14 protein-coding genes are annotated in these 13,714 nt (G+C 72.4%); 3 read left to right on the top strand and 11 right to left on the bottom strand.

Annotated features, from left to right (window positions below; all coding sequences use genetic code 11):
- The first annotated feature begins 254 nt into the window (after window positions 1–254).
- A complete protein-coding gene (locus ACGFYP_RS24565) occupies window positions 255–2,123 on the top strand; it encodes an anthranilate synthase family protein (RefSeq protein WP_393497353.1) in 1,869 nt (622 codons plus the stop codon).
- A 15-nt stretch (window positions 2,124–2,138) separates the two neighbouring features.
- Here ACGFYP_RS24565 and ACGFYP_RS24560 read toward each other — a convergent pair whose 3' ends face one another.
- The 5 genes from ACGFYP_RS24560 to ACGFYP_RS24540 all read right to left on the bottom strand — a co-directional run bounded on the left by ACGFYP_RS24560 (window position 2,139) and on the right by ACGFYP_RS24540 (window position 7,066).
- Window positions 2,139–3,137, bottom strand: coding sequence for a 2-hydroxyacid dehydrogenase (locus tag ACGFYP_RS24560; protein ID WP_393497350.1), 999 nt, complete (start codon window positions 3,135–3,137; stop codon window positions 2,139–2,141).
- A gap of 99 nt (window positions 3,138–3,236) precedes the next feature.
- The gene (locus ACGFYP_RS24555) at window positions 3,237–4,265 is read right to left on the bottom strand and encodes a 6-phosphofructokinase (protein ID WP_393497347.1); all 1,029 of its coding nucleotides are present in this window, start codon (window positions 4,263–4,265) and stop codon (window positions 3,237–3,239) included.
- A gap of 120 nt (window positions 4,266–4,385) precedes the next feature.
- Window positions 4,386–5,093 (bottom strand): response regulator, encoded by a 708-nt coding sequence (locus tag ACGFYP_RS24550; protein WP_393497344.1) that lies wholly within the window; start codon window positions 5,091–5,093, stop codon window positions 4,386–4,388.
- Window positions 5,090–6,301, bottom strand: a complete 1,212-nt coding sequence (gene macS / locus ACGFYP_RS24545) for a MacS family sensor histidine kinase (protein ID WP_361961705.1) — start codon at window positions 6,299–6,301, stop codon at window positions 5,090–5,092. The genes ACGFYP_RS24550 and macS overlap by 4 nt, the downstream gene beginning before the upstream one ends.
- Window positions 6,302–6,334: 33 nt before the next feature.
- Complete coding sequence (locus tag ACGFYP_RS24540) at window positions 6,335–7,066, bottom strand: lysophospholipid acyltransferase family protein (protein ID WP_393497863.1); 732 nt, start codon at window positions 7,064–7,066, stop codon at window positions 6,335–6,337.
- 226 nt (window positions 7,067–7,292) lie between these two features.
- On the opposite strand from ACGFYP_RS24540, the gene ACGFYP_RS24535 reads away from it, so the two are divergent.
- Entirely contained in the window at window positions 7,293–8,075 is a 783-nt protein-coding gene (locus ACGFYP_RS24535) for an alpha/beta hydrolase (RefSeq protein ID WP_393497340.1), read from the top strand.
- Window positions 8,068–8,748 carry a hypothetical protein gene (locus ACGFYP_RS24530; RefSeq protein WP_393497337.1) on the top strand — a complete coding sequence of 227 codons (681 nt, stop codon included), beginning with the start codon at window positions 8,068–8,070 and terminating at the stop codon, window positions 8,746–8,748. Before ACGFYP_RS24535 ends, ACGFYP_RS24530 begins: the two co-directional genes overlap by 8 nt.
- Window positions 8,749–8,830: 82 nt before the next feature.
- Here the strand turns inward: ACGFYP_RS24530 and ACGFYP_RS24525 are convergent, their stop codons facing one another.
- From ACGFYP_RS24525 to ACGFYP_RS24500, 6 genes are all read right to left on the bottom strand, one after another.
- A complete protein-coding gene (locus tag ACGFYP_RS24525) occupies window positions 8,831–9,574 on the bottom strand; it encodes an endonuclease/exonuclease/phosphatase family protein (RefSeq protein ID WP_393497334.1) in 744 nt (247 codons plus the stop codon).
- 73 nt (window positions 9,575–9,647) lie between these two features.
- Window positions 9,648–10,589 carry an ROK family glucokinase gene (locus tag ACGFYP_RS24520; RefSeq protein WP_361961715.1) on the bottom strand — a complete coding sequence of 314 codons (942 nt, stop codon included), beginning with the start codon at window positions 10,587–10,589 and terminating at the stop codon, window positions 9,648–9,650.
- Window positions 10,590–10,655: 66 nt separating this feature from the next.
- A complete protein-coding gene (locus ACGFYP_RS24515) occupies window positions 10,656–11,138 on the bottom strand; it encodes a DUF5304 domain-containing protein (RefSeq protein WP_393497331.1) in 483 nt (160 codons plus the stop codon).
- A gap of 41 nt (window positions 11,139–11,179) precedes the next feature.
- Window positions 11,180–12,298 carry an ArsA family ATPase gene (locus ACGFYP_RS24510; protein ID WP_393497328.1) on the bottom strand — a complete coding sequence of 373 codons (1,119 nt, stop codon included), beginning with the start codon at window positions 12,296–12,298 and terminating at the stop codon, window positions 11,180–11,182.
- A 67-nt stretch (window positions 12,299–12,365) separates the two neighbouring features.
- Window positions 12,366–12,809, bottom strand: a complete 444-nt coding sequence (locus ACGFYP_RS24505; protein ID WP_361961721.1) for an SRPBCC family protein — start codon at window positions 12,807–12,809, stop codon at window positions 12,366–12,368.
- A gap of 90 nt (window positions 12,810–12,899) precedes the next feature.
- Window positions 12,900–13,667, bottom strand: coding sequence for a metallophosphoesterase (locus tag ACGFYP_RS24500; RefSeq protein ID WP_393497323.1), 768 nt, complete (start codon window positions 13,665–13,667; stop codon window positions 12,900–12,902).
- Window positions 13,668–13,714: the final 47 nt, after the last annotated feature.

Here is a 13,714-nt window from a genome sequence, read left to right as displayed (position 1 = left end):
CAGGTAGATCGGCGAGGCCATGAAAGGGGCTCGGCTCGCACCGTCCACGGTGTGAACCGGGCCCCTTCCGCATGCCCCGCTGGGATAAGGTGCTCGCATGTTCGCGCAGACGACCCTGAACTGGTGGTGGCCCGCTCCTCCGGCGGCCCGCTGACTGCGCGTACCCCACACCACACGCGAAGGCCGCCCGAGAGGGCGGCCTTCTGCGTTCCCAGGGCCGTTCCTCTCCCACCCGGAAGGAACGACGCACGCCCATGGACCTCTCCCGACTCCTCGACGACTCCTGCCCGCCCTTCGCCCTGCTCCGCAGGCGCACCCCCGGCCGTGACCACGACACCGTCGAGGTGCTGATCGGCGCGGTCCACGAGGCCGAGCGCCTCGCCGAGCTGCCCGTCGGCGCCCTGCCGACGCTCGCCCTCGTGCCGTTCCGGCAGATCCGCGAGCGCGGTTTCGAGGTCCGCGACGACGGCACCCCGCTCTCCTTCCTCGTCGCCGAGGAGACGTACGAACTGCCGCTCGCCGACGCGCTCGACCAGCTGCCGACGCACTCCGTACGGGTCGAGGGCGGCGGGTTCGACGTGTCGGACGGGGCGTACGCCGAGACCGTGCGGCGGGTGATCGACGAGGAGATCGGCGCCGGTGAGGGCGCCAACTTCGTCATCCGGCGGACGTTCACCGGGGAGATCCCGGGCTTCGGACGGGCCGACGCGCTCGCGCTGTTCAGGCGGCTCCTGGCGGGTGAGCGGGGCGCGTACTGGACGTTCGTCGTCCACACCGGCGACCGGACCCTCGTCGGGGCGAGCCCGGAGGTGCACGTCCGGATGTCGGGGGGAACGGTCGTCATGAACCCGATCAGCGGGACGTACCGCTACCCGGCCGGGGCCGCCCCCACCCCCGAGGAGCTGCTGACGTTCCTGGCGGACCGCAAGGAGACCGAGGAGCTCTCCATGGTGGTCGACGAGGAGCTGAAGATGATGTGCACGGTCGGCGACATGGGCGGCGTGGTGATCGGGCCGCGGCTCAAGGAGATGGCGCACCTCGCGCACACCGAGTACGAGCTTCGGGGCCGCTCCTCCCTCGACGTACGGGAGGTGCTGCGGGAGACGATGTTCGCGGCGACGGTCACCGGCTCGCCGGTGCAGAACGCCTGCCGGGTCATCGAGCGGCACGAGGCCGGCGGCCGGGGCTACTACGCGGGCGCGCTCGCCCTGCTCGGCACCGACGAGAGCGGGGCGCAGACCCTGGACTCGCCCATCCTCATCCGGACCGCCGACATCTCTCCCGACGGGGCCCTGCGCGTGCCGGTCGGCGCCACGCTCGTACGGCACTCCGACCCTGCCGGCGAGGTCGCCGAGACGCACGCGAAGGCGGCGGGGGTGCTCGCGGCGCTCGGTGTACGGGAGGGGCGGCCGCGCGACGAGGCGCCCATGGCGGCGCGGCTCGCGGACGATCCGCGGGTGCGGGCGGCGCTCGACGCCCGACGGGCCGATCTGGCGCCGTTCTGGCTGCGGATGCAGGTGAGGTCGGCCGAGCTGACCGGTCACGCGCTGGTGATCGACGCCGAGGACACCTTCACCGCGATGCTCGCGCACCTGCTGCGCTCCTCGGGCCTGGAGGTCTCGGTGGTCCGCTACGACGAGCCGGGGCTGCGGGAGCTCGCGTTCGCCCACGACGGGCCGGTGGTGCTGGGCCCGGGGCCGGGGGATCCGTCGGACGCGGCCGATCCGAAGATGCGCTTCCTGCGCGGCCTCACGGCCGATCTCGTACGGGACCACCGGCACGGCCTTCTCGGCGTCTGCCTCGGTCATGAGCTGATCGCGGCCGAACTGGGCCTGGAGATCGTCCGCAAGCGCACCCCGTTCCAGGGGGCGCAGGTGCGGATCGACCTCTTCGGGCAGGAGCAGACGGTCGGCTTCTACAACAGCTTCACGGCCCGCTGCGACGAGCGGACCGCCACCGAGCTGGCCCTGCACCGGATCGAGGTGAGCCGGGACGAGGAGACGGGCGAGGTCCACGCGCTGCGCGGGCCGGGCTTCGCGGGCGTGCAGTTCCACCCGGAGTCGGTGCTGACGATGGAGGGGGCGGCACTGACGGCCTCGCTGCTCGCGGGCGTGCTGGTCTAGGAGGGCCAGGGGCCCCTAGGGCACCGCCGGTACCAGGACGTTCTCGCTGCGCCTGCCCTCGGTGTAGTCGAGGACGTTCTGGACGGTCGTGTCGATGATCTGGCCGACCGCGTCGGCGGTGTAGTACGCCTGGTGGGAGGTGACCACGACGTTCGGGAAGGTCACCAGGCGGGCCAGGGTGTCGTCCTCGACGACCTCCAGGGACTTGTCGAGGAAGAAGAGCCCCGCCTCCGCCTCGTACACGTCGAGGCCCACGCCGGCGAACCGGCCCGCGCGGAGTTCGGAGACCAGGGCCTCGGTGTCGACGAGGCCGCCCCGGCTGGAGTTCACCAGGATGGCGTCGTCCTTCATCGTCCGCAGGGCGGCCGCGTCGAGGAGGTGCCGGGTCGCCGGGAGCAGCGGCACGTGCAGGCTGACGAGGTCGGACTCGGCGAGGAGCTGCTCCTTCTCGACGTACTTCATGCCGAGTTCGACGCAGGCGGGGTTCTCGGCGACGTCCCAGCCGAGGAGGTTCATGCCGAAGCCGTGGGCGATCCGGGTGAAGCCCTCGCCGATCTTCCCGGTGCCGACGACGCCGACCGTACGGCCGCGCAGGTCGCGGCCCATCAGCCCGTCGAGCCGGAAGTCGAAGTCGCGGGTCCTGTTGGAGGCGCGGACGATCCGCCGGTTGACGGCCATCGCCAGGGTCCAGGCGAACTCGGCGACGGAGTACGGGGAGTAGTACGAGACCCGGGCGACGGTGAGGCCGAGCCGCGCGGCCACGTCGAGGTCGATGTTGTTGAAGCCGGTGGAGCGCTGGGCGATGAGCTTCGTCCCGCCGGCCGCGAGGGTCCGCAGGACCCGGCTGCCGAGGTCGGCGTTGACGCTGGTGGAGACGGCCTCGTAGCCGGAGGCGATGGCGGCCGTGTCCTCGGTGAGGAAGACGTCCAGGCAGCGGACGTCGTGGCGTCCCGCGAAGGCCTTCTCGATCAGCGGCTTCTCGTCGGCCTGCACGCCGAATGCCAGGATGTCCACGGATCCCCTCCCGGGGTTTCGCCGGAATTGTCACGTAAGGGCGAATATACGATCCCCGGGAGCGGTCCGCGTGACCTGCTGAACGATGGCGGGAGGCGCTCAGCCGAAGAAGACGCCCACCTCCGCGTACAGCGCCGGATCGACGGTCTTCAGCCGTGCCGTGGCCTCGGCGATGGGGACGCGGACGATGTCGGTGCCGCGCAGGGCGACCATCTGTCCCCAGTCGCCGTCGCGGACGGCGTCGATGGCGTGCAGGCCGAAGCGGGTCGCGAGCCAGCGGTCGAAGGCGCTGGGCGTGCCCCCGCGCTGCACATGGCCGAGGACCGTGGTCCTGGCCTCCTTGCCGGTCCTGCGTTCGATCTCCTTGGCGAGCCACTCACCCACACCCGAGAGCCGGACGTGTCCGTACGAGTCGAGGGTGCCGTCCTTGAGGACCATGTCCCCGTCCTTGGGCATCGCGCCCTCGGCGACCACCACTATCGGGGCGTAGGTGGCCTTGAAGCGCGAGTGGACCCAGGCGCAGACCTGGTCGACGTCGAAGCGCTGCTCGGGGATGAGGATGACGTTGGCGCCGCCGGCGAGGCCGGAGTGCAGCGCGATCCACCCCGCGTGGCGGCCCATCACCTCCACGACCAGGACCCGCATGTGGGACTCGGCGGTGGTGTGCAGCCGGTCGATGGCCTCGGTGGCGATGCCGACGGCCGTGTCGAAGCCGAAGGTGTAGTCGGTGGCGGAGAGGTCGTTGTCGATGGTCTTCGGGACGCCCACGCAGCGGACGCCGTGCTCGTCGACCAGTCGGGCGGCGACGCCGAGGGTGTCCTCGCCGCCGATCGCGATCAGGGCGTCGATCTCGTACTTGGCGAGGTTCTCCTTGATCCGGCGGACGCCGTTCTCGGCGGTGAACGGGTTGGTCCGGGAGGAGCCGAGGATCGTGCCGCCGCGCGGCAGGATGCCCCGGACGGCCGGGATGTCGAGCGGTACGGCGACGCCCTCCAGGGGTCCGCGCCAGCCGTCGCGGAACCCGGTGAACTCGTAGCCGTACTCCTGGACGCCCTTGCGGACGATGCCTCGGATGACCGCGTTGAGACCGGGGCAGTCGCCGCCTCCGGTCAGTACGCCGACGCGCATGGAGCCTCTCCTTCGCCGTGGCGGACGGGGTGTACGGCCCACGCTAGTAGTGACGTGGGTCACTCCGACACGGCACGGAGAGTGAATTGTCCGCGGCGGCCCCACCGGGCCGGCGGCGGGTCAGGCGTCGTCGAGGCCGCGCTCTATGGCGTACCGGACGAGCTCCACCCGGTTGTGCAGTTGGAGCTTGCCCAGGGTGTTCTGCACGTGGTTCTGGACGGTCCGGTGCGAGATGACCAGGCGCTCGGCGATCTGCTTGTAGCTCAGCCCCTTGGCCACGAGCCGCAGCACCTCGGTCTCGCGCTCGGTCAGCTGGGGCGCCCCGGGCTCGTCGGCGCCCACGGCCGGGAGCGGCTCGGAGGCGAGCCGGCGATACTCGCCGAGGACCAGGCCCGCGAGGCCGGGCGTGAACACGGGGTCGCCGACGGCCGTGCGGCGCACGGCGTCGATGAGCTCGGCCGTGCTGGCCGACTTCAGCAGATAGCCGGTGGCCCCGGACTTGACCGCCTCCAGGACGTCGGCGTGCTCACCGCTCGCGGAGAGCACCAGGACCCGCAGCGCGGGGTTGGCGCCGACCAGCTCCTTGCAGACCTGGACGCCCGGCTTGGCGGGCAGATTGAGGTCGAGGACGAGGACGTCCGGGCCGACCGCACCGGCGCGGCGCACGGCCTGCTCGCCGTCGCCCGCCGTGGCCACCACGTCGAAGCCGGCCTCGGCGAGGTCGCGGGCGACCGCGTCCCGCCACATCGGATGGTCGTCCACGACCATCACTCTGATCTGCCGCTCGGCCTGCTGTTCCGCCTGCTGTTCCGTCTGCTGCGCGCTCATCGCGTTCCCGCCTTCCCCCGTGTGTCCCTCGGGACCTTCAGTTCCACTTCCGTGCCCTGGCCCGGTACCGAGATCAACTCGGCCGTGCCGCCCAGATCCCGGAGTCTGCCGCGGATGGAGAGGGCGACTCCCATCCGCCCCTCGCCCTCGGCCTGCGCGAGCCGCCCCTCCGGGATGCCCGGGCCGTCGTCCCGTACCGTCACGATCACCTCGTCCGGCCAGTCCTCGACCAGGATCCACGCCTGAGCCTCCTCGCCCGCGTGCACCCGGACATTGTCCAGGGCCGCGCCGACGGCGGAGGCCAGCTCACGGGCGGCGGCCTGCGACAGCAGGACCGGGGCGCCCGGGTCCGAGAGCGTGATCCGCGCCCCGGCGCGCGGCGCGAGCAGGGCGCGCAGATCGACCGGGGAGTCCTCGTCCGGCTCCTCGACGATCCGGACCACCGCCCCCTCCGACTCGTCCTCGGAGACCAGCGAAGGCCGGGTCAGTCCGCCGGCGACCAGGGTGCGCAGCGCGACCTCCTGCTCCCCCGCCATCCGGCCCAGCTCGGCGGCCTCGCCGCCCAGGGCGGTGCCGCGTCGCTGCACCATGGCGAGGACCTGTAGGACGCTGTCGTGGATGTCCCGCGCGAGCCGCTCCCGCTCCCGGGTCGCGGCCTCGATCTCCAGGGCGCGGGCGAGGGTGCGCTCGGAGGCCCGGGCGACCTCGACGACGTACCCGATGGCGATCGACGCCACCCAGACCAGGAGCACGTTGTGGAGGGTGTCCCGGGTCGGGTGGGCGCGCTCGATGATGTTGGCGACGGCGACCAGCGAGGAGGCGAAGCCGGCCCAGCGCCAGCCGCCCTTGATCGCGTACGCGAGGACGGCGCCCGCGGTCCATATGGACGGCAGGGTGGGACTGTCGACCGTGCGCGCCTGCTCGTCGGCGAGCGGAGTCAGCAGGATGCCGGTGAGGGCGATGGTGAGGTCGGCGACGAGGAAGCGCTTGGTGCAGCCGGCCGCGTTCGCCACCTTCGGGAGGGTCGCCAGGGTCCAGACGCACAGGAAGGCGAGGAAGGCGACGGCGACCCAGGGGCGCTCGTAGCGGTCCCGACCGAAGACGAAGATCAGGACGGCGTAGATCATCGTCAGGACGCGGTACGCCGTGAGCGCGCGCCACAGCGGCTGCTCGACCGACATCCGCACGACACGCTCGCGCTTGGCCATCTCCCCCACCCCCCGGGCGCCTCCCCGAAGGGGTCAGGCGCCGGACTCTTCCCGTGCCGCGATCTCGGCCTTCACGGCCTCCTTGGCGGCCTTCTCGGCGTCCGCGATCTGACGCTTGGCGGCCGTCGCGTAGATGTCGACGTACTCCTGGCCGGACAGCTTCATGATCTCGTACATGACCTCGTCGGTCACCGAGCGCAGGATGAAGCGGTCCCCCTCCATGCCCTGGTAGCGGGTGAAGTCCAGCGGCTCGCCGATCCGGATGCCCGGGCGCATCAGCTTGGGGACGACCTTGCCGGGCGGCTGGATCTTCTCGGTGTCGATCATGGCGACGGGGATCACGGGCGCGCCGGTGGCCAGGGCCACGCGCGCGAGGCCGCCGGGCTTGCCCCGGTAGAGCCGGCCGTCGGGCGAGCGGGTGCCCTCGGGGTAGATGCCGAAGAGCCCGCCCTTCTCGATGACCTCGATACCGGCCTTGATCGCCGCCTCGCCCGCGCCCCGGGCGCCGGAGCGGTCCACGGGGACCTGGCCGACGCCCTTGAAGAAGGCGGCGGTGAGCTTGCCCTTCACTCCGGGCGAGGTGAAGTACTCGGCCTTGGCGATGAAGGTGACCTTGCGGTCGAGGACGGCGGGAAGGAAGAAGGAGTCCGAGAAGGAGAGGTGATTGCTCGCGAGGATCGCCGGCCCCTCGGCGGGAATGTTCTCCAGGCCCTCCACCCACGGCCTGAAGGCGAGCTTCAGTGAGCCGCCGATCGAGAACTTCATTGCGCCGTAGATCAACTCGAGTACCTTCCGTGTGCCGTCGGACAGACCTTATCCCGCCTTTTCGCGCCCGCCCGCGCCGGTGCGGCCGTAGCCGCGGCACCTTCGTGCGAACGGCCCTGGTCGGGTGTCGGTCCGGTCGCGTACCGTGAAGGCCTTCCCCTTTTTCGCCCGCGCTTCGTCGAAGACCCGCACTCCTCGAAGCCGAACCCCCGAACAGGAGACCCCGGTGCCGGTCCTTCCTGGAGCTGAGCCGTACCGCCACGAGGGCGGCAAGGTAGGCGTCCTTCTCTGTCACGGATTCACCGGTTCCCCGCAGTCGATGCGCCCCTGGGCCGAGTACCTGGCCGAGCGCGGGCTGACGGTGTCGGTGCCACTGCTGCCCGGGCACGGCACGCGGTGGGAGGACATGCAGCTCACCAGCTGGCACGACTGGTACGCGGAGGTGGACCGGGAGCTCCGCGACCTGCTGGCCCGCTGCGAGCAGGTCTTCGTCTTCGGCCTCTCCATGGGCGGGGCGCTGGCGCTGCGCCTCGCGGCCAAGCACGGGGACGCGGTGCGGGGTCTCGTCCTGGTGAACCCGGGGAACAAGGTGCACGGCCTGGCGGCGCACGCGCTGCCGGTCGTCCGCCACTTCGTCCGCTCGACGAACGGCATCGCGAGCGACATCGCCAAGGAGGGCGTGGCCGAGATCGGCTACGACCGGGTGCCGCTGCACGCGGCGCACTCCCTGCGCCAGTTCTTCCGGACGGTGGACGCGGAGCTGCCGCAGGTCACGCAGCCGGTGGTGGTGCTGCACAGCCCGCAGGACCACGTGGTCCCGCCGGCCGACTCGGCGCGGGTGCTCAGCCGGATCTCCTCCACGGACGTGAAGGAGCTCCTGCTGGAACAGAGCTACCACGTGGCGACGTTGGACCACGACGCGGAGCGGATCTTCGAGGAGAGCTGGGCGTTCGTCGGCCGGCTCGCTCCGGATGTCGTCGGGGAGAAGGGGAGCACGAGCGGTGGCTGAGCAGCAGGACGGGGAGCGCGACCCGCAGCCCATCGACGAGGAGGCGGCCTGGGCCGCGATCGTCGCCGGGTACGGCGAGGAGCCGGCGGACCCGCCGGGGGCGAGGCCGTTCCGGTCCGTGGAGGACCTGGCGCTCCCGGAGCCGGTGGACGGCGAGGACGAAGGCGAAGCCGACGATGACGGTGACGGTGACGGCGATGACGGTGAAGCCGAGGACGAGGAGGACGAGGACGGGCCCGCGAAGCCCGCGCTCGGCAGCTCGATCGTCTTCGCGCCCGGCGTCGGCGTAGGTGTGGGCGGCGGCCCCCGGGACTACTCCCTGGCCGACCCGGACGCCGAGCCCGGCGAGGGCGACGGCGGGGGCGAGGGCGACGGCAAGAAGTCGGGCAAGGCGGCGAAGAAGGGCGACGACGACGGCGAGGGCCACTTCGTCCCGCCGGAGCCGCCGCCGCTGCCGGAGGCGGACGCGGCGACGAAGTTCGCGTGGCTCGGCGTGGTGGGCGGCCCGGTGCTGCTCCTCCTCGCCGTCCTGCTCCAGTGGGACATGACGTGGTGGCTCACCACCCTGGGCGTGGGCGGCTTCCTGGGCGGCTTCGCGACGCTGGTCGGCCGGATGAAGCACGACGACGATGACGACGGCTACGACGACCCGGGACGCGGCGCGGTGGTGTAGCCCGCGCCGACCTCACGTACGGCCCCCGCGCACTGCCGAGCGGGGGCCGTCGCGCGTGGCGTGGCCCGCGAGGACCCTCGGGTCAGGACGCCGGGATCCGTACGGCGGCCAGGACCGGCAGGTGGTCCGTCGCCGCCCGCAGGTCCACCGGGTCGAGGTCCTGGGGAACGCCGCAGCCGAGGAACTCGACGCCCTGGGTCGCCAGGATCGCGTCGATGCGCTGGTGCGGTTCCGAGGGCGTCGAGGTGTACTCGCCGCCCCAGGGGCTGACCGCCCAGCCGTCCTGGAGCTCCTTGGTCAGGCGGGTGAAACTCCGGCCGCCGGGGCGCTCGTTGAGGTCTCCGGCCACGATCGTGTGCGGGGCGTCGAGGCCGGCCACCCGGTCGAGGAGCATGCCGGCCTGGGCGTACCGTTCCTCGCTCCGCAGGCTCAGATGACAGCTGATCAGTCCGACCCGGGCGCCCGCGAACCGTACGACGGCGGTGGCGAGACCGCGCCGGTGGAGCCCGGGGGTGAGCGGCAGCAGCACGTCCTCCGTGTGTTCCACGGTGGCCCGGAGCGAGCACATCAGGAGCGGTCCCGCGGCCGTCGCGCCGCCGCTGAGCAGGACGAGTTCGCTCTTCGCGGCGAGCCTGGCCGCGTGTTTGCGCCAGCGGAAGAATCGGGGCGCCTCCTGGACGAAGACGAGGTCGGGCGCGCAGGCGCGGATGACCCGGGCCAGGGCGTCCTCGTCGTCCCGCATCGAGCGGATGTTGTAGGTGAGGACCCGGACGACGGCCGAACCGTCCGCCTCGGTACGGGAGTTGGGCAGCGGGGTGATCGCCATGCCCTGCAACATACGACACCCGCCCGCCGCTCCCCGGAGGACGCGACGGGCGGGTGGAGGCCGTACGGAAAAGCTAACCCTGGCGGGCCAGGTCGGCGGCGCCGACCAGGCCGGCCTTGCCGCCGAGCTGGGCGGCGAGGACCTGGGCGTGCGGACGCCACTGGCCACCGATCAGCCAGCGGCGGAAGGACTTCCGGATCGGGTCGAGCACCAGCTCGCCCTCGTCCGAGACCCCGCCGCCGACGATGAACGCCGACGGGTCGAAGAGCGACGCGAGGTCGGCGAGACCGGCGCCCGCCCAACGGGCCAGCTCACGGAAGGAGTCCATGGCCACCGCGTCGCCGGCGCGGGCGGCCTCGCTGATGTGCTTGCCCTCGATGCCCGCGACGGTGCCGTCACCGAGACCGAGGAGGATCTCGGCCCGCTCGGGCGTGGCGTTGGCACGCTGCTTGGCGTACCGGACGAGGGCGCGCCCGGAGGCGTACTGCTCCCAGCAGCCCTGGCTGCCGCAGCCGCACAGCAGGCCGTCAGGGACGACCCGGATGTGGCCGAACTCGGCCGCGACGCCGAAGCGGCCGCGGCGGAGCTTGTTGCCGATGATGATGCCGCCGCCGAGACCGGTGCCGAGGGTGATGCAGATGACGTCCTCGTGGCCCTTGCCCGCACCGAACTTGTACTCGCCCCAGGCCGCCGCGTTCGCGTCGTTCTCGACGACGACGGGCAGGCCGACCCGCTGCTCGACCTTGTCCTTCAGCGGCTCGTGCCGCCAGTCGATGTTCGGCGCGAAGAGGACGGTGGCGCGCTTGTCGTCGACGTAGCCCGCGGCACCGATGCCGACAGCCTCGATCTGATGGCCCTTGCCGGCCTCGGAGACCGCGGCGCAGATCGCGTCGACGATGCCTTCGGGGGTCGGCGGGGTGGGCACCTTGTGCGTGTCGAGGATGTTGCCCTCCTCGTCGACCACGCCGGCCGCGATCTTCGTGCCGCCGATGTCGACGCCGATGGTGAGTCCCATGTGTCCCTCAGTTTTCGGTCGAGCCCCGCTAGGGCCAACCGTACCCGAGGGGGCCGACCGTACTGATCAGTCCAGGTCGATGGGGCGCCCGGGTCCTGGCCCGTCGTCCTCGGGCCTGGGGCCCTGCGGGGTGTCCTTCGAGGCGTCCTTCGAGGCGTCCTGGGACGGGTCCTGCGGGGTCCGGTCGCGGCGCGGGTCGTTCGGCTCGTCGCGCGTCCAGCGGGTCTCGTGGTTCTCGACCGCCGAGCGGTAGGCGGCGAGCAGCTCGTTCCCTGCGGCCGCGAGGTGGTCGAAGACCTGCGGGTTCCGGTCGATGATCGGCTCGACGGCGGCCTTCGCCTGGTTGACGAACTGCTGCACGGTGCCTTGTGCGGCCATGCCCGCCAGGGGGCCGCGCAGGGTGGAGACCTTGTCGGCGACGGCGTCGAAGAGCTTGCGGAACTCCTCGGCCGCCGACCCGGGCTCCGCGCCCGCGGCGGCGCGACGGCGGGCCTTCTCGGCCTGCAGGTCCTCGGCGCAGGCCTTGGCCCAGGCGTCCGAATCGCTCATGGCGTACTCCTTACGGCTTATACCGTCGACGGTACACGCCCTCAGGGGGCCTTCGGCCAGAGTCCGGCGTCCGGGGTGAACCTGATCCTCAGATCGCCGTCGACGAGCCCCGCCCCGGCGACCGTGCAGCGGCGCAGGGCGGGCGGGAGCGGGACGTTGCGGCGGAACGGGCCGACGGCGAGGAGGAGTTCGTCGCCGCGCCGGACGAGGGAGAGCTCGTCCTTGACGGCGCCGGGCAGGGGGATGTGCCAGACGAGGATGCCGTCCTCGGCGCGGCGGTCCTCGACGGTCCACGCGGGGGCGGGCACGGGGTTCGTGTCGACCGCGAGCAGGGCGAGGTCCTCGGCGCCGCGCGGGTCCCGGCCGAGGTGCGGGAGGGCGTGGACGGCTCCGTCGTGTCCGGTACGGAGCCGGGCCAGGTGCTCGTGCTGCTGGGCGGTCAGCGCGGCAAACCAGGGGTCCTGGGACTCGTCGGGGAGCAGCTTGTTGGCGACGACGGTGTCGAGGGCGAGGCCGTGGAGCGCGAGCCCGAGGCGGGCGGTGCGCAGGGTCTCGGCAGCGGCGGGTCCTGGCTCGACGACGAGCCGGACGGTGGTGGTGGGGGCGTCGACGACGGCCTGGACGGCGGCGAGCTCGGCCTCCCAGCGGGCGGTCGTCTCGTAGAGCCACTGCGCGGGCATGGGGACGCCGGCGAGCTGGGCGAGCATGGGGCGCAGGGCGCGGGCGGCCTGCCGTTCGGGGGGCAGGAGGCGACGGAGGTAGCGGCGCAGCTGCTCGGGCAGGGCGAGGAGGGCGAGCGCGTCGCGCAGCGGGGGCAGGTCGACGACGACGAGGTCCCGGTCCGGCCGCGCGGCGGCGTCGCGCAGGGTGCGGAGCAGGGCGAAGGGGGCGCTGCCGGGGAGTTCGGTGAGCTCGGCGTCCTCGAAGGGGGTGGCGCCGAGGAGGTCGAGGGCGGTGGCGGAGCGTTCCTGCAGGGCGAGGAACTCGCGCCGGAAGTCGGCGGCGGGGCTGGGACGGAGGACGTCCACCCCGAGCCCCTCGTCGGCGTCGCCCGACACGAGCAGGACGCGACGGCCGGCGTGCGCCTCGGCGAGCGCGGCAGCGGCGGCGACGGTGGTCCGCCCGGCGCCCCCGGCCCCGGTGACAAGCATGATCCCCATGCGGGGAACGTTACCGGTCCCCGCTGCGGGGCCAGGGGCCTGTCGGCAGCCGCCCGCCCCCGTGGTCCTACGCGCCGGACTCCACGCGCTGCTTCAGGCCCGCCAGCGCGCGGTCGATGATGACCTTCTCCGCCTTGCGCTTGATCATGCCGAGCATCGGGATCTTGACGTCCACCGTCAGCTGGTACGTCACCTCGGTGCGCTTGCCGTCGCCCGCGGGGGCCAGTCGGTAGGAGCCGTCGAGGGCGCGGAGCATCTGGGACTTCACCAGCGTCCAGGCGACCTCGTTGTCGCCGGTCCAGGTGTACGCCAGCGTGTGGTCGTCCTTGATCGCGCCCGCGTCGAGCAGCAGCCGGACCTTCTCCGCGCGGCCGGCCGCGTCCTTCTCCAGGACCTCGGCCTCCTTCACCTCGCCCGTCCACTCGGGGTAGCGCGCGAAGTCGGCGATGACGCTCATGACGTCGGCCGGCGCCGCCTCGATGGTGATGCTCGAGCTGGTGTGTTCGGCCATCGTGGTGGTTCCTCCACTGTGCGGTCCGGCGGAAGTCGTGACGGCACGAACGTGCCGACCGAAGGCTATCGCGCCGTCACCGGGGGCCCGTCACCACTCCAGCGTCCACGGCCGCCCGGTCGCCGCGAAGTGGCCGACGTTCACACACTCCGTGCCGGCGACCCGCATGCGGCGGGCCAGCGGCTGGTGGACGTGGCCGAAGAGCGCGTACCGCGGCCGGGTGCGCCGGATCGCGTCGAGCAGGGCCCGGCTGCCGCGCTCGAAGCGCCGGGCGACCGTGTCGTACGTCAGTTCCGGGACGTCCGGCGGGATGTGGCTGCACAGGACGTCCACCGAACCCAGCGCCTCGACCTTCGCCGCGTACTCCTCGTCGGAGATCTCGTACGGCGTGCGCATCGGCGTCCGCAGTCCGCCGCCCACGAAGCCGAAGACCAGGCCGCCTATCTCGACCCGCTCGCCGTCCAGGACCGTGGTCCCGGGGTGGGCGTACTCCCGCCAAAGACCCGGGATGTCGACGTTCCCGTAGGTCGCGTACGTCGGGGTGGGGAAGGCCGCGAAGAGCTCTTCGTACTGGCGGCGCACCGCGCCCTCGATGGCGGCCTCGCGGTCGACGGCGAGCTCCGCCCAGAGGCGGCGCCCCAGGTCACGGGCCTCGTCGAAGCGGCGGGCGGTGCGCAGTTCGACGATCAGATCCGCGTTCTCGACGCCGAAGAGGTCGGGGAAGATGCCCCGGCTGTGGTCGGCGTAGTCGAGGAAGAGCACCAGGTCACCGAGGCAGACCAGGGCGTCCGCCCCCTGACCCGCCTTCGCGAGGGCCCCGCTGTTCCCGTGCACGTCGCTGACCACGTTGATCCTCATGCCGTCAGCGTAGGGCGTCGGACCTGCGGTTACTTCCGAGTCTTCAA

This window comes from Streptomyces sp. NPDC048370 (assembly GCF_043200825.1).
Taxonomy (GTDB): Bacteria; Actinomycetota; Actinomycetes; order Streptomycetales; family Streptomycetaceae; genus Streptomyces.
This window is presented reverse-complemented; position numbering and strand designations above follow the sequence as displayed.

What these genes read in the sequence shown, in the direction of transcription:
- ACGFYP_RS24565 (WP_393497353.1), top strand. Translation starts at nt 255, where the DNA reads ATGGACCTCTCCCGACTCCTCGACGACTCCTGCCCGCCCTTCGCCCTG.
- ACGFYP_RS24555 (WP_393497347.1), bottom strand. Translation starts at nt 4,265, where the DNA reads ATGCGCGTCGGCGTACTGACCGGAGGCGGCGACTGCCCCGGTCTCAAC.
- ACGFYP_RS24550 (WP_393497344.1), bottom strand. Translation starts at nt 5,093, where the DNA reads ATGAGCGCGCAGCAGACGGAACAGCAGGCGGAACAGCAGGCCGAGCGG.
- macS (WP_361961705.1), bottom strand. Translation starts at nt 6,301, where the DNA reads ATGGCCAAGCGCGAGCGTGTCGTGCGGATGTCGGTCGAGCAGCCGCTG.
- ACGFYP_RS24540 (WP_393497863.1), bottom strand. Translation starts at nt 7,066, where the DNA reads ATGAAGTTCTCGATCGGCGGCTCACTGAAGCTCGCCTTCAGGCCGTGG.
- ACGFYP_RS24525 (WP_393497334.1), bottom strand. Translation starts at nt 9,574, where the DNA reads ATGGCGATCACCCCGCTGCCCAACTCCCGTACCGAGGCGGACGGTTCG.
- ACGFYP_RS24520 (WP_361961715.1), bottom strand. Translation starts at nt 10,589, where the DNA reads ATGGGACTCACCATCGGCGTCGACATCGGCGGCACGAAGATCGCGGCC.
- ACGFYP_RS24515 (WP_393497331.1), bottom strand. Translation starts at nt 11,138, where the DNA reads ATGAGCGATTCGGACGCCTGGGCCAAGGCCTGCGCCGAGGACCTGCAG.
- ACGFYP_RS24510 (WP_393497328.1), bottom strand. Translation starts at nt 12,298, where the DNA reads ATGGGGATCATGCTTGTCACCGGGGCCGGGGGCGCCGGGCGGACCACC.
- ACGFYP_RS24505 (WP_361961721.1), bottom strand. Translation starts at nt 12,809, where the DNA reads ATGGCCGAACACACCAGCTCGAGCATCACCATCGAGGCGGCGCCGGCC.
- ACGFYP_RS24500 (WP_393497323.1), bottom strand. Translation starts at nt 13,667, where the DNA reads ATGAGGATCAACGTGGTCAGCGACGTGCACGGGAACAGCGGGGCCCTC.